The organism is Vibrio amylolyticus, from assembly GCF_023145695.1.
Classification (GTDB): Bacteria; Pseudomonadota; Gammaproteobacteria; order Enterobacterales; family Vibrionaceae; genus Vibrio; species Vibrio amylolyticus.
Window position 1 is genome coordinate 1 of sequence record NZ_JAJHVV010000016.1, and the last position, 14,929, is coordinate 14,929.

Consider the following 14,929-nt stretch of genomic DNA (forward strand, 5'->3'; position numbering starts at 1 on the left):
TGACTTAGACGCAAGTGTTTTTCGCTATTAATTTAGAAAACCGTCTTGTTCGCTCATTTATGCACCAAACCATCAAAAAAGAGAGCTAAACGCTCCCTTTTTACTAACAAACTCACAACTATTTATATAAATGCGTAGGCATCAGCGTACATATGGTCGCTCTTGGCTTCTTTATTCTGAGTAAACTGTTCTCTTGCCGCTCCTGCCATTTCAAAGCGTCCTGCAATATAAATATCGTATTCGGCAAGTGACTCAAAGTCTGTATTAATGGCTTGAAGAACATTACCTACTTTTCCAGCCCAGCCATTTTCGGTCTCTTCTACAACCGGAATAAAGTGAACATTACCATTATCGTTAGCAATCTGCTCAATTTCATCCTTAGCATAAAGCTGGTCACTGCTCTTTGCTCCCCAATATAAATAGATTGGAGAGCTTTTATTAATACTAACGCAATGATCGAGAATCGAACGAACGTAGCTAAAGCCAGTGCCACCAGCAATAAGTAAAAGAGGGCGCTCACTTTGCTCTTGAATATAGGCATTGCCATGTGGCGCATCTATATTAATGGACTCTCCGCTCTCATGCGCTTTCGTCATAAGCTCTACAACTTCAATGGCGTAAGCATTATGCTCAGCAGCGCCAATATGAAGCTCAAGTTCACCTTCATGGCGACAAGGACTACTTGCAATAGAGAAAGGACGCTTATCACTTTCTCCCATTACAACCATCAGATACTGACCAGCTATGAAGGACACTGGTGATTCAGGGTGCAATAAAATCTGATAAGTATTACACGCTAAGGGTTTGATGGACTTTACTTTACATTTAATGGTCATGATTTTCCTCTTACTTACTCTGAATAAGTAAGTACTAAATTACTTTCCGCAAAGGCTTGGCAAGGAAATATCCAACCTTGATGCTGCTCATTCTCTGTGAGCATGGGTTCAAGGTGATAACTTACTTCGCCTGTTATTTTTTTGCACATACACATGGCACATGCACCTACTTGGCAACGATTTGGAAGATTAATATTAGCGTTGAGCGCTGCTTCCAAAATAGTCTGTTTTTCTTCTACTTCAAATGTCGTGTCATTTGGCAGTATGGTGATGGTATAGCTCATAAGATGGCTAATTCATCCCAAATTTGATCTATTTTTTCGACAAGCCTAGGATCTTTCTTAATAGGTATACCCCATTCTCGACGAACTTCTTGCTGGCACTTATTGGTCGCGTCTAATCCTATAATAGATTGTTTCAGCCCACCTGATCGTAATTGAACTACCGACATTGAATCTCGCGATGGGTCCATACGCGTGGTTACCGCCCAAATCACATCATTCCAATCAGTCACCTTCACATCATCGTCACACACAATCAAAAAGTTTATCTGCATTTTCTGATTTAGCGTTGCGATCGCTTGCTCAATCAACTCCAACGCTTGCCCTGCTCTATTTTTATCAATAGAAATGATCGCCATACCATTTGGACGAGTACCTTGAGGCAGGTAAATATCAATGATCTCCGGATGCTCTTTTTTCAATTGAGCCACAAGCTCATCTATTTCACTCTGCGTCAGAGATATAAATTCATCTGTCGGATAAACACTGTTTGATAGCTCGATTTCAGCCGACCACTTCTTCGTTGCATCTAGCCCCATTTTCGAACCTAGACCGACAACTGGAGAAGCAAAGTCAAGTGAGTCAATTGGAGTGCTTTCGATAAAGGTTGTATCGTAGGATGGCGCCATATTCGCCGTCATCGCATCACTCACTTGCTGCCAATCTCTTGCGTTGACCTCTTCATCACACACAATAACAAACTTAGTATACATAAATTGGCGTAAAAATGACCATACTCCCATCATCACACGCTTAGCGTGGCCCGGGTATTGCTTTTTCATTGTTACTACAGCCATACGATACGAACAGCCTTCCGGCGGAAGATAAAAATCTTCTATCTCCGGAAATTGCTTTTGTAAAATTGGCACAAAGACTTCATTGAGAGCTACGCCTAATACTGCAGGTTCGTCCGGTGGCCTTCCCGTATAGGTACTGTGATAGATAGGGTCTTTTCGCATAGTGATATGAGTAATCGTGAAGACATGATGCTTCTCTTTCTCATTATAGTAGCCAGTATGATCCCCATATGGACCTTCATCGGCAAACTCATTAGGATCGATATAGCCTTCCATCACAATTTCTGCGCTTGCAGGAACTTCTAATTCATTGCTGATTGACTTAACTACTGCGGTTTTACTACCACGCAGTAAGCCTGCAAAAGCATATTCCGATAACGTGTCAGGAACAGGCGTCACAGCACCTAAAATGGTGGCTGGATCTGCACCAAAAGCAACCGATACAGGAAAAGGCTGACCTGGATTGGTTTCCATCCAGTCTCGTAAGTCTAGAGCACCGCCACGGTGAGCAAGCCAACGCATGATAATTTTATTCTTGCCTAGCTTTTGTTGGCGATATATCCCAAGGTTCTGGCGTTTCTTGTTCGGGCCTTTTGTCACGGTTAAACCCCAAGTCAGCAAAGGGGCAACATCATCTTGCCAACAACTCATGACTGGAATTTTATCAAGGTCAACACCATCACCTTGCCAAACAACCTCTTGGCAAGGCGCTTTACGTAAACGCTTCACTGGCATATTCAGAACTTGTTTAAATACCGGGATTTTATCGATAGCGTCTTTAAAGCCTTTTGGCGGTTCTGGCTCTTTTAAATAAGCAAGCAGCTTGCCAACTTCTCTTAGTTCTTTAACGTCCGACCTTCCCATCCCTATTGCAACCCGCTCAGGCGTACCAAACAAATTGGTCAAGACTGGCATATCGTAGCCAACTGGATTTTCAAACAACAGTGCAGGACCGCCCGCTCGAAGTGTGCGGTCGCTAATTTCAGTCATCTCATAATGAGGGTCGACGGGGTGGGTAATACGCTTTAATAGCCCTTTACTTTCAAGGTGCCCAATAAAGTCGCGTAAATCCTGAAAACTCATAGAACTTCTATCTAGTGATTAAACTGTTAGCAGTATATCAAAAAACGGATCGTTCGATCCGCCTTTCCCTCATTCATGAATATCGTTATCCATTAATGTGATAAGACTTGTAAAATTGCTTCGGTATTGAGCTTCTGTTTGCTATTTACTAACTCTTCGAGCCATCCTCTGTAGCCTTGTCGCTCCAGCTCATAAGCCACCAAAGATGCATCTTCTGTCAATTGCATTTTCGATAATAAAAACAGTTTTACATCCTCATTCATCGGCTTGGTTTTTACCAAGGCTGTAAAAGCTTGCTGTTTTAACACAGGGTTCGCTGTGGCGGACATCACTTGGGAAATTGAAAAAGCATCCGACTCTGCTGCCAATCGTTCAAGCTCCGACTCCGTATAAAAATCAGATTTCATTCTCCACAACAAATGATAAACATCTTCACTTTTACTGACTTTAGCTAATTGAACCATCACTTTTGAAGAAGGAAGCCAGCTGGTAATAGTTTGGGAGGTAAGTTGTTCGGTTAGTGCGAAAACCGCTTCAGGTGATAGGCTCTCAAGTTCTCGAATCAGTAGTGATTCACGAGTTTGCATCAGGTAATCACTGCCGGATAACCATTGCTGTAATTTAAGCTCTTTACGTTCCGCCGATAAAATAAAATCTAAGGTCGTTTGATCTTGCTGCCACTGTTTCAGTAAACGACTTGCTGTAGCGGGGTAATTAAAGGCAGGGACTGTAAACTCATAGCCCTCACCTCGTTCCAACACTTTATAAGTCGGGCTGTACGCGATCTGACGCTCTAAAAACATTGCCATTTTAGGGCTTATCGCTCGATGTTGATTTTCTATTGTCGACAGTAGTACAAACCGAGCTACCTCTTGCTGAGGTAGAGCCAAACGCTCTAATGCGAATTTTAATGAATCCAACTCATCGTCATCAACATAGTGCATTAATTCTGTCACCTTACGGTGAACATGTTCGTCCTTTAGCCACTGCTTTACGGTGATAGGTTCCATTAACGTCGCATAAGCAGCAAACGGAACGAATAGCAGGGATGACAATAGGAGAACAGATAACAACAGTCCTTGTCGCATATTAACCTCCTTGTAACATTCGTAGCCATTGTGTCACTTTACAAAGAGAATGCAAACAAAAACGCCACCGAACTATCGGTGGCGTTTTTTAATAACAAGTCGAATTATTTTTGACGGCGCATTGCATCAAAGAATTCATTATTTGTTTTGGTCATTGCTAGCTTGTCGATTAGGAATTCCATTGCATCGATCTCACTCATTGGGTGAACAATCTTACGCAGAATCCACATTTTCTGTAGCTCATCTTTTTTCGTCAATAACTCTTCACGACGTGTGCCTGAGCGGTTGAAATCAATCGCTGGGAATACACGCTTTTCTGCAATCTTACGGTTAAGGTGCAGTTCCATGTTACCTGTACCTTTAAACTCTTCATAGATAACTTCATCCATCTTAGAGCCCGTATCAACAAGCGCAGTAGCGATAATCGTCAAACTACCACCCTCTTCTACGTTACGTGCAGCACCGAAGAAACGTTTTGGACGATGTAGAGCATTGGCATCAACACCACCAGTAAGAACTTTACCTGATGATGGAACCACTGTGTTGTATGCACGCGCTAGACGAGTAATAGAGTCAAGCAAGATAACCACGTCTTTCTTGTGTTCAACAAGACGCTTTGCTTTTTCGATAACCATCTCTGCGACTTGTACGTGACGAGACGCTGGCTCATCAAACGTTGAAGCAATAACTTCACCTTTAACTAAGCGCTGCATTTCAGTTACTTCTTCAGGACGCTCATCAATAAGCAGTACCATCAACTCACATTCAGGGTGGTTACGAGCAACGCTTTGCGCAATGTTCTGTAGCAACATTGTTTTACCCGCTTTTGGCGGAGCAACAATAAGACCACGCTGACCTTTACCTATTGGCGAAGCAAGATCTAAGATGCGAGCTGTAATATCTTCCGTCGCGCCATTACCCGCTTCCATCACCATACGCTCGTTCGCGTGAAGTGGTGTAAGGTTTTCAAACAGGATTTTATTACGGGCATTATCAGGGCGATCGTGGTTAACAGTGCTTACTTTCAGCAGTGCGAAGTAGCGTTCACCATCTTTAGGTGGGCGAATCTTTCCGGCAATTGAATCACCAGTACGCAAGTTGAAACGACGAATCTGGCTTGGTGATACGTAAATATCATCGGGACCAGCTAGATATGAACAATCGGCGCTGCGTAGAAATCCAAAACCGTCTTGAAGTATTTCTAGAACCCCATCGCCAAAGATGTCTTCACCGCTTTTCGCGTGTGCTTTTAGGATGGAGAAGATAATGTCTTGTTTTCTTAAGCGAGCAAGGTTTTCTAAGCCAAGAGTTTCGCTAAGTTTTACAAGCTCAGACACGGGTCTGTTCTTCAGTTCTGTTAGATTCATTGTGGTTTGTTTAGTCAAAATAGGATCTGTTTTTTAAGTTAAGATGGATTTGGTCTCAGGAACGACCAAGAAGTGAACACTTGTATAATTTACGTGCAATAAATTATCACTAAATAGTAGCGTAGTCTAGATTTTGTTGCTGATCAAAAACAAAACCGCGCATTTTTTCATTCTGCGCGGTCTTTTTTAATAATGCTTTATAAGTTAGCGTCTAAAAACTCTTTCAGTTGAGTTTTTGACAGTGCGCCAACCTTAGTTGCTGCGACTGCGCCATCTTTGAATAAAAGCAACGTTGGGATTCCACGAATACCAAACTTTGGCGGAATACCCGCATTTTGGTCGATATTTAATTTACCGATAGTGAGCTTGCCTTCGTATTCTGTTGCGATTTCATCAAGAATTGGGGCAATCATCTTACAAGGACCACACCATTCTGCCCAAAAATCCACAAGAACCGGGCCTGCAGCATTGATTACGTCGTTATCAAAACCATCATCTGTTAGCTGCAAAATCTTGTCACTCATCTTCCACTCCAATGTATTTTTCTCAACTGATTATACGATAACCAGTAAATAGATGCCCTATTGGAATGTATTTACTTTCGTATTGCAAGCTTAAGCTGATATTCTATAGTGATGAAAAAGACGCATATCACAGAGCAAAAGTTCGCCGACTTCGGTTTAAACACCCAAGTCATTGAAGGATTGAATAAAAATGGATACGAATTTTGTACCCCTATTCAAGCCTTGGCGTTGCCGGTACTGCTCACCGGCCAAGACATCGCAGGCCAGGCCCAAACGGGCACTGGTAAAACCTTAGCGTTTCTCACTGCTACTTTTAACCATCTACTTACGACACCTGAACATGAAGGTCGCAAGGCTAACCAGCCTAGAGCGATCATTATGGCCCCAACCCGTGAACTAGCGATCCAGATCTATAACGATGCTGCCTCTCTAGTTGAAAGTACGGGTCTTAAAGCAGGTTTGGCTTACGGTGGCGAAAGCTACGATAAGCAAGTATCTAAGCTAGAAGCTGGCGTTGATATCCTTATCGGCACCACAGGTCGTATTATCGACTTCTATAAGCAGAAGGTATTTAACCTTAACCACATTCAAGCCGTTGTACTTGATGAAGCTGATCGCATGTTCGATCTTGGCTTTATTAAAGACATTCGTTTCTTGTTCAGACGCATGCCTGCGCCTAACGAACGATTGAATATGCTATTTTCAGCAACGCTTTCATACCGCGTTCAGGAATTGGCTTTCGAACACATGCACAATCCAGAGCATGTTGTGGTTGAACCGGAACGTAAAACTGGCCATCGCATTCAAGAAGAGCTTTTCTACCCTTCTAACGAACACAAAATGTCACTACTTCAAACATTGATTGAAGAAGAGTGGCCAGATCGCGCAATCGTATTTGCTAATACCAAATATAAGTGTGATTCAGTATGGGGCCACCTTGCTGCTGATGGACACCGTGTAGGCCTACTAACGGGTGACGTTCCTCAGAAGAAACGCGAGAAAATCCTTGAGCAATTCACCAAAGGTGAAGTCGATATTCTAGTTGCAACGGATGTTGCTGCTCGTGGACTGCATATCCCTCAAGTAACACACGTATTCAACTACGACTTACCTGACGACTGTGAAGATTACGTTCACCGTATCGGCCGTACTGGTCGCGCCGGAGAAAGTGGTCACTCAATCAGCTTCGCTTGTGAAGATTACGCCATTAACCTTCCACCAATCGAAGAATACATTGAGCACTCAATCCCTGTCTCAGATTACGATGCTTCTTCATTGATTGAAGATCTGCCAGCGCCTATTCGTATGCGTACACGCAGCCCTCAACAGCGTCGTTCTAATTCAGGTGGACCACGTTCTGGTAATCGCCGTCCTCATAATCGTCGACCGCGTCAACCACGTCAGCAATAAGAAAAGGAATCTTTAGTCGTCTATGAATCAATCAGTCTCACCCGCGTTTTACGCTGCCATCGACCTTGGGTCGAACAGTTTTCATATGCTCGTTGTGCGTCACATCAGTGGCAGCGTGCAAACAATGGCCAAGATAAAGCGCAAGGTTCGTTTAGCTTCAGGTCTAGATGAACACAATGCGCTAAGTCAGGAAGCTATGCAGCGTGGTTGGGATTGTTTAAGTCTTTTTGCAGAGCGACTACAAGATATTCCAAAGGACAATATTCGTATTGTTGGCACCGCAACACTGCGTACCGCAACCAATGTGGATATTTTCCTTAAAAAAGCCAACCAAATACTGGGGTACGACATCAAGGTTATCTCCGGTGAGCAAGAAGCGGCGATGATTTATCAAGGTGTCGCACACACCTCTGGTGGTATAGGTCGTCGTTTAGTTGTTGATATTGGTGGTGCAAGTACCGAACTTATTATCGGTAAAGGTTTTGAAGCTAAAGCACTCACCAGCTTAAAAATGGGGTGCGTCACATGGTTAGAAAAGCACTTCCAAGATCGTCAGTTAACTCAGCATAACTTTGACTCAGCCATTAATGCAGCCAAAGAAACTATTGCCCCAATATTAGATCAGTACACTCAAATAGGTTGGGATGTCTGTGTTGGCGCAAGTGGCACAGTTCAAGCTTTGCAAGAGATCATGCTTGCTCAAGGCATGGATGAAGTCATCACACTTGCTAAGTTAAAGCGGCTTCAAAAACAGGCGATGCTGACCGATCAACTAGAAGAGCTAGAAATTGAAGGCTTAACGCTAGAGCGAGCATTAGTATTCCCAAGCGGCCTCTCTATATTGATCGCTATTTTTGAGCTATTAGAAATTGACTCCCTGACGCTGGCTGGTGGAGCACTGCGTGAAGGGATGGCCTATGAAATGGTTCCGGAACTGAGACAAAGTGACATTCGAGCTCGTACTATCGATAGTATTCAAAAGCGCTATCAAATGGATAGCCTCTATGCTCAACAAGTGGCTGATACAGCCAATAAACTCCTAATACAATGTGGTGGAGAACAGTGGATCCCAGAACCACAAGGACAACCCCTGTTAAATACCGCCTGCCAATTACATGAAGTTGGCTTAACCATCGACTTTAAACAAGCGGGTAAGCATAACGCCTACCTTCTTGAACAGCTTGATTTGCCAGGTTACACACGCGCTCAAAAACATTGCCTTGCAGAAATCACTCGTCGTTATCGCGAGCAATTTTCCGCAATGCCAGAACAACACGCAGTCAGCGCTACCAGTGGACAACGAATTTTGCGCCTATTGCGTTTATCGGTACTCTTAACGCACCGACGCGACAGTGAAAAGCAACCAGAAATACACATAAAGGCTGAAGACAACGCACTCGATATCTCCGTATGCCATCAATGGTTATCAAGAAACCCATTAACCGCTGCGGAACTCGAAATCGAAGCAAGCCGACAAAGTGATGCGGGTTGGCCATTAACCATCAGTGAACGTTAATCACTAACGCTAGAAGGTAGTAGTCCAAAAGCATTAATAGAAACAAAAAGCCCAAGTTATCAAACTTGGGCTTTTTTGTTTTCCTAGCTCTAGTGTTACCTAAATTAAGCAGCGGTTACTATTGAGTACTACCAACCGCTTTAAAGTCAGGGTTTACCGAGGTCAGCTTTTTAATCAAGTAGTTCAGTAGCACACCATACATAGGAACAAACAGACCTAAGCTAATGATCAGCTTGAATCCGTAATCCACCAGCGCAATCTCAACCCAGTGTTCTGCCATGAATGCATCAGGGCTTTGATAGAAGGCGATAGCAAAGAAGGCTAACGTATCTAAAGCATTACCAAACAACGTTGAACAGGTCGGTGCAATCCACCACTGCTTAAGCTGTCTTAAACGGTTAAACACGTGTACATCTAAGATTTGTCCTAGCAAATACGCCATAAAGCTAGCTGCGGCGATACGTGCCACAAACAGGTTAAACTCTGAAAGCTGACCAAAACCTTGGAATTGCCCTTCAAAGAAAATGACCGACAGCAGATACGACACAACGAGCGCAGGCAGCATGACTAAGAAGATGATTCTACGTGCTAGCTGAGCACCAAATACTCGAACGGTGAGGTCGGTTGCTAAGAAGATAAAGGGAAAAGTAAAAGCGCCCCAAGTCGTGTGCATACCGAATACAGTAAAGGGTAACTGCACCAGATAGTTACTCGATGCGATAATGATCAGATGGAATAAGACCAAAAAAAAGAGGGCGTTGCGCTGCTGCGCAGAAGTAAAGTGATTCATGCGTGACCTTTTTAGTTTCGTTAGGGGGCGAGGGAACCCTAATTGAATCCACCCATCAGGGAGAATCCATACCAACAATGTAATTAATTAAGTTTACTGACGCTCTGACATGCAATATAGCGCATGTGAGAGGCCTAGCGGCGGGCGATTATACAGTAACCAACACTCGCTGCAAGTGGTTAAATAACGCGCAAACGTTTAACTTGAAAACCCTTTATCGAAAAGCTGGCTAAGGTACTCAAGTTCTTCTTTGGCTTCGTTTGGTGCAAGAGCCTCTAACCAAAGTGATTCGCTGTAGTGCTCTGCTTTTAGAAACAACTGACAATCTTCAAAATCAATCAACCAAGAATGAATATCAGCGTCGCACTGTTTCTCAATAACCGTTGCAGACAATAGAGAAACCAGTCGTTCTCCTACTTCGGGAAAGCTATCAAAATCAACGTTGGGTGCTGAAATTAAAATTCGACCTTGCTCTGCTAAGTAGCTATGTAAACCAAAATCTATTGTTCTATCGTCCATGATTCTTCCTTCAGTTACATCTTAATGGTATCACTTAGCCATTAACCGTGAGTCGTAATGTGCTCTTGGATGAGATCCAAAAAGGCATCAGCGTACTTGTCGAGCTTACGCTGTCCTACCCCGTTTACAGCAAGCATTTCACCGTATGAGGTTGGTAAAATTTCAGCCATGTCTATTAGCGTTGCGTCACTAAAGACAACATAAGGTGGCAAGCTATCTTCATCGGCAATGCTCTTGCGAAGTTTGCGTAATTTAGCAAACAACTTCTTATCGTAGTTTTTGCTCGATAGCTTATCTGACTTAGCACTTCTTGCCGCGGTATCTAAACGAGGAACCGCGAGTTCCAGTTCCATTTCACCGCGTAATACAGGCCGCGCTTCTTCGGTGAGCTGTAAAGTCGAATTGCGCGTAATATTTTGCGACAGCAAACCTTTATGGATCAGCTGACGAAACACACTCACCCAATAGTCATGACTGTGATCACGCCCAATGCCATAAGTGGAAAGCTTGTCGTGCCCATTCTCTCTCACGCGGATATTTTGCATGCCACGTAGTACTTCCACGACATAACCAATACCAAAGCCTTGATTCACACGGTAAACACAGGACAGCGCTTTTTGTGCTTCTTTCGTAGCATCGAAGTGCTTAGGGGGATCGACGCACACATCACAGTTACCACAAGGTTTCTCTCGATACTCACCAAAATAGTTCAGCAATACCTGACGTCGACACGTTTGTGCTTCTGCAAAAGCAACCATCGCATTTAACTTATGGGTTTCCACCTGCTTTTGCGGACCATCATCTTTTTCATCCAAAATACGACGAAGCCAACCAATATCAGCAGGGTCATAAAGCATCATCGCTTCAGCAGGTAAACCATCTCGCCCTGCTCTGCCCGTTTCTTGGTAGTACGATTCAATATTACGGGGAATATCAAAATGCACCACAAAGCGGACGTTCGGTTTATTAATACCCATGCCAAATGCAACAGTCGCAACCACGATTTGAATGTCATCACGCTGAAAAGCTTCTTGCACATACGCGCGCTCATCAACGTCCATTCCGGCGTGATAACCCGCCGCTCGAATATGGTTATTGCATAGCTTCTCAGTCACCATTTCGACTTTCTTACGGCTACCACAGTAAATAATTCCGCACTGACCTTTGTTGGTTTGTACGTAACGGATCACTTGAGAGACAGGCTTGTGCTTTTCGACTAGGTTGTAATGGATATTCGGCCTATCGAAGCTGCCTAAATAGTCATGCGGCTCAATAAGGTTAAGCCGAGCAATAATATCCCCACGCGTTGCATCATCAGCGGTCGCGGTTAATGCCATAAACGGAACATGCGGAAAATAGGTCTTGAGCTGTCCTATTGCGGCATATTCCGGCCTAAAGTCGTGTCCCCACTGAGAAATACAGTGCGCTTCATCCACAGCAATCATTGATAAGTTTACGTTTTGCAAACGCTCAATGAAATCTTGCATTAACACTCGCTCAGGAGAGATGTACACAAGCTTGAGATCACCACTGTGCATGCGGTTATAAACGCTGATAAGCGCTTCTCGAGACATGGTTGAGTTAACGCACTCTGCCGCAACGCCATCCGCTTTGAGCTGATCGACTTGGTCTTTCATCAAAGAAATGAGTGGAGAAATAACTAACGTCAAACCAGAATGAAGCAGTGCAGGAACCTGATAACACAACGACTTTCCGCCACCCGTTGGCATGATAACAACGCTATCTTTACCCGTTAGTGCTGCTTCAATCACTTCTTGCTGCCCTTCACGGAAACTCTGATAACCAAACACATCTTCTAAGATGCTTTGTGGAGAGGCTTCGGATTGTTGTGCAAGCAAGGTGGAGGTCATTCAATATCTCAAATATAGGTCTAATCAAGCCGAGAAGGTTTGGCTTTTGGCCCGACATTGTAGAGGGGAACGCTGAGGAATTAAACTGCAATTTCATTAGGCGATTCCTTGAGCGACTCGTATACTGCGGATCTTTTATTTCCCCTCTCTATTATTAAGCGACAATTCATGACAATAGAAGAACAACAAAGAACGCGACAAGGGATTTTGTTTGCTATTGGTGCCTACACCATGTGGGGCATTGCGCCAATTTACTTTAAGTCACTGGATGGTGTTGCGGCATTAGAAATACTTAGCCATCGCGTCGTTTGGTCATTTTTCTTTCTAGCGGGACTGCTGCATATTGGCCGACGTTGGAGAACCGTGCGTGATGTAATGACTTCAAAATCGAAGATGACCTATCTCTTCGCAACCTCAATCGTCATTGGATTGAATTGGTTGATATTTATCTGGGCGGTCAATGAAAACCGCATGCTCGATGCGAGCTTGGGCTACTACATCAACCCTTTGGTTAATGTGCTATTCGGAATGATATTTCTCGGTGAACGATTACGTAGTCTACAATGGTTTGCCGTTGCGCTAGCCGCCTGTGCGGTCATAGTTCAATTGGTCGCATTTGGTTCAGTCCCTGTGATCGCAATTGCTCTCGCGATGAGTTTTGGTATGTATGGGCTGCTGCGTAAAAAAGTAGGCGTCGACGCTCAAACGGGGTTATTTGTGGAAACCTTAGTATTACTGCCGATTGCTGCTATTTATTTACTCTTTATCGCCGATTCGGCAACCTCTAACTTTAGTAACAATGAAATGAGCCTTAACATTTTATTGTTAATGGCGGGTGTGATTACCACGGTACCACTACTGTGCTTTAATGGTGCTGCAACTAGGCTTAAGCTATCGACGTTAGGCTTTTTCCAATACATTGGCCCAAGCTTAATGCTACTACTCGCTGTACTTATCTACGGCGAAGCATTTACTCAAGATAAAGTCGTGACGTTTGCCTTTATCTGGGGCGCTCTGCTTGTTTTCACTTTTGATGCTTACCGCAACAACAAAAAAGCCAAAAAATAGATCTAAAAAATGGGCCTATACACTCAATAGGCCCAATTTATATCCATATCCATATCCATATCCATATCCATATCCACGATAAAGAACAAATCTAGTAGACCCAATGAAAGCGAACTAAGTTGCATAGATAAATGCACTTAAAATCACAAAAGTGAGATCGATTCATTAATTACATGGCTAATTTGTTATTTCATACCAAGCTTAGTCTGTCTAGGAAAAGGCAGATCATTCAATCCTGAACCCTAGACATCTATTTCTGGCTAGGGAGAACAATATGGATAATTTGACCCACCAACAAGCATCTCGATTTTTAGATCTGGCAACCATGGGTGTTCGCCAATCTGAACTCGATGATTTGAAACTACTCGATAATCGTTCGTTGTGGATAGACGAACAAATCAATCAATCGTATATGAGTCACTTACCGCAAGCACAACATCAAGCAACGATAAGGAATAATGGCAACGTTAATCAAGAGTGCCGCGTTGGCGCTTGGTTTGATATCGCACTTTGGGATAACGCCCAACTTCGTCAGAGAGTTGCTTTTGCATTAAGCCAAATATTTGTGGTCAGTGAAAAGGACGCCAACCTCGCGGGCGACGCTGAAGCATTAGCAAATTATTACGATGCCTTAGTTGAAGGTGCTTTTGGTAATTTCAAACAACTATTACGCACCGTCACGCTATCCCCTGCTATGGGACAGTTCCTGACAATGAGTGGTAATAAACCTCAGAGCGTTACGGGGCAAGCGCCAGATCAAAACTACGCCAGAGAAGTCATGCAATTGTTCACTATTGGCTTATACGAACTCAATCTTGATGGGTCTCCTGACACTCACCCAGATGGCACACTCATAGAGACATATGAAGACTACGATGTTGAAAATATTGCCCGAATCTTTACAGGGTGGGATCTTGATAATGGTAATACATTAGTGCCAATGGTCGCAGATAACTCTTTTCATGATATGGATGAAAAATGGGTATTCGGTCAGTACTATCCTCCGGGGCAAACCGCTGAACAAGATTTAGATCAGTTCTTAAAACAGATCACTGAACATCAAAACATCGCGCCTTTTATCTCAACCATGCTAATAAAGCGTCTAACCACATCCAATCCAAGTGGCGATTACGTCTATCGCGTCGCCTCTGAATTCGCCAATACAGACGGTGACTTACAAGCCGTTATTAAAGCCATTTACACCGACCCAGATACATTACTCACAAATAGCGTCAATATGGCAAAAGTACGCGAACCCATTCTAGCGATGACCTATCTGTACCGGGCATTGGAAGCCTACCCAGGTGGCAACGGCGATATTGTTTACAATCCGATGAACTATAAGGAATCATTTAATCAATATCCTTTGGGTGCAAATTCTGTTTTTAACTTTTACCAGCCGACACACATACCCCAAGGTGCACTTGCTGATCAGCAACTCACGGCTCCGGAACTTGAAATCATAGATTGGGGACAGCTAATCAACATGAATAATGTCTTTTATCGAACGTTAAAAGATTTTGGACAAAATAGAGAAAACAGCAGCAACAGACAAGAGCTTTATGTTGCTCCAAGTAACCTTGAAACCCTTGCCAACAATAACAACTTTGATGCGCTACTGAATGCGGTTAACACGCTCGTTCTCAATGGCAACGCTTCCCCTGAAATACTCAACCTATTAGCAAAGGTTTACGACGGCCATAACAATAAATTCTACGCCGTTCATAAGATGTTATTCATCGCCTTTGTCTCACCTGATTTCATGGTACAGGAGTAAAT

13 protein-coding genes are annotated in these 14,929 nt (G+C 43.5%); 4 read left to right on the plus strand and 9 right to left on the minus strand.

Translation table 11 applies throughout. From position 1 onward, the window contains the following. Positions 1–122: 122 nt before the first annotated feature. From fre to trxA, 6 genes are all read right to left on the minus strand, one after another. On the minus strand, positions 123–836 hold the full coding sequence (gene fre / locus KP803_RS19780; RefSeq protein WP_248010574.1) for an NAD(P)H-flavin reductase: 714 nt from the start codon (positions 834–836) through the stop codon (positions 123–125). Positions 837–850: 14 nt separating this feature from the next. Then, complete coding sequence (locus KP803_RS19785; RefSeq protein ID WP_248010575.1) at positions 851–1,120, minus strand: 2Fe-2S iron-sulfur cluster-binding protein; 270 nt, start codon at positions 1,118–1,120, stop codon at positions 851–853. Further along, positions 1,117–2,997, minus strand: coding sequence for a 4-hydroxy-3-polyprenylbenzoate decarboxylase (gene ubiD, locus KP803_RS19790; RefSeq protein ID WP_248010576.1), 1,881 nt, complete (start codon positions 2,995–2,997; stop codon positions 1,117–1,119). Before ubiD ends, KP803_RS19785 begins: the two co-directional genes overlap by 4 nt. Before the next feature lie 92 nt (positions 2,998–3,089). Further along, positions 3,090–4,085 (minus strand): hypothetical protein, encoded by a 996-nt coding sequence (locus KP803_RS19795; RefSeq protein ID WP_248010577.1) that lies wholly within the window; start codon positions 4,083–4,085, stop codon positions 3,090–3,092. A 104-nt stretch (positions 4,086–4,189) separates the two neighbouring features. After that, positions 4,190–5,452 (minus strand): transcription termination factor Rho, encoded by a 1,263-nt coding sequence (gene rho, locus KP803_RS19800; protein WP_248010648.1) that lies wholly within the window; start codon positions 5,450–5,452, stop codon positions 4,190–4,192. A 197-nt stretch (positions 5,453–5,649) separates the two neighbouring features. Continuing rightward, positions 5,650–5,976 (minus strand): thioredoxin TrxA, encoded by a 327-nt coding sequence (gene trxA / locus KP803_RS19805; RefSeq protein ID WP_017036005.1) that lies wholly within the window; start codon positions 5,974–5,976, stop codon positions 5,650–5,652. A 111-nt stretch (positions 5,977–6,087) separates the two neighbouring features. Between trxA and rhlB the strand changes: the two genes are divergently transcribed. Together rhlB and gppA are read left to right on the plus strand one after the other, a co-directional pair. Further along, positions 6,088–7,386 carry an ATP-dependent RNA helicase RhlB gene (gene rhlB / locus KP803_RS19810; RefSeq protein ID WP_248010578.1) on the plus strand — a complete coding sequence of 433 codons (1,299 nt, stop codon included), beginning with the start codon at positions 6,088–6,090 and terminating at the stop codon, positions 7,384–7,386. 22 nt (positions 7,387–7,408) lie between these two features. After that, complete coding sequence (gppA, locus tag KP803_RS19815) at positions 7,409–8,902, plus strand: guanosine-5'-triphosphate,3'-diphosphate diphosphatase (RefSeq protein ID WP_248010579.1); 1,494 nt, start codon at positions 7,409–7,411, stop codon at positions 8,900–8,902. 118 nt (positions 8,903–9,020) lie between these two features. On the opposite strand, the gene KP803_RS19820 is transcribed toward gppA, so the two are convergent. From KP803_RS19820 to recQ, 3 genes are all read right to left on the minus strand, one after another. Beyond that, complete coding sequence (locus tag KP803_RS19820) at positions 9,021–9,692, minus strand: 7-cyano-7-deazaguanine/7-aminomethyl-7-deazaguanine transporter (protein ID WP_248010580.1); 672 nt, start codon at positions 9,690–9,692, stop codon at positions 9,021–9,023. A gap of 198 nt (positions 9,693–9,890) precedes the next feature. Further along, positions 9,891–10,211 carry a DUF3630 family protein gene (locus KP803_RS19825; RefSeq protein ID WP_248010581.1) on the minus strand — a complete coding sequence of 107 codons (321 nt, stop codon included), beginning with the start codon at positions 10,209–10,211 and terminating at the stop codon, positions 9,891–9,893. A gap of 41 nt (positions 10,212–10,252) precedes the next feature. Beyond that, positions 10,253–12,082 (minus strand): ATP-dependent DNA helicase RecQ, encoded by a 1,830-nt coding sequence (gene recQ / locus KP803_RS19830; RefSeq protein ID WP_248010582.1) that lies wholly within the window; start codon positions 12,080–12,082, stop codon positions 10,253–10,255. Between the two features lie 168 nt (positions 12,083–12,250). Between recQ and rarD the strand changes: the two genes are divergently transcribed. Both rarD and KP803_RS19840 read left to right on the plus strand, forming a co-directional pair. Then, positions 12,251–13,150, plus strand: coding sequence for an EamA family transporter RarD (rarD, locus tag KP803_RS19835; RefSeq protein ID WP_248010583.1), 900 nt, complete (start codon positions 12,251–12,253; stop codon positions 13,148–13,150). A gap of 274 nt (positions 13,151–13,424) precedes the next feature. Continuing rightward, complete coding sequence (locus KP803_RS19840; RefSeq protein ID WP_248010584.1) at positions 13,425–14,927, plus strand: DUF1800 family protein; 1,503 nt, start codon at positions 13,425–13,427, stop codon at positions 14,925–14,927. Positions 14,928–14,929 lie beyond the last annotated feature (2 nt).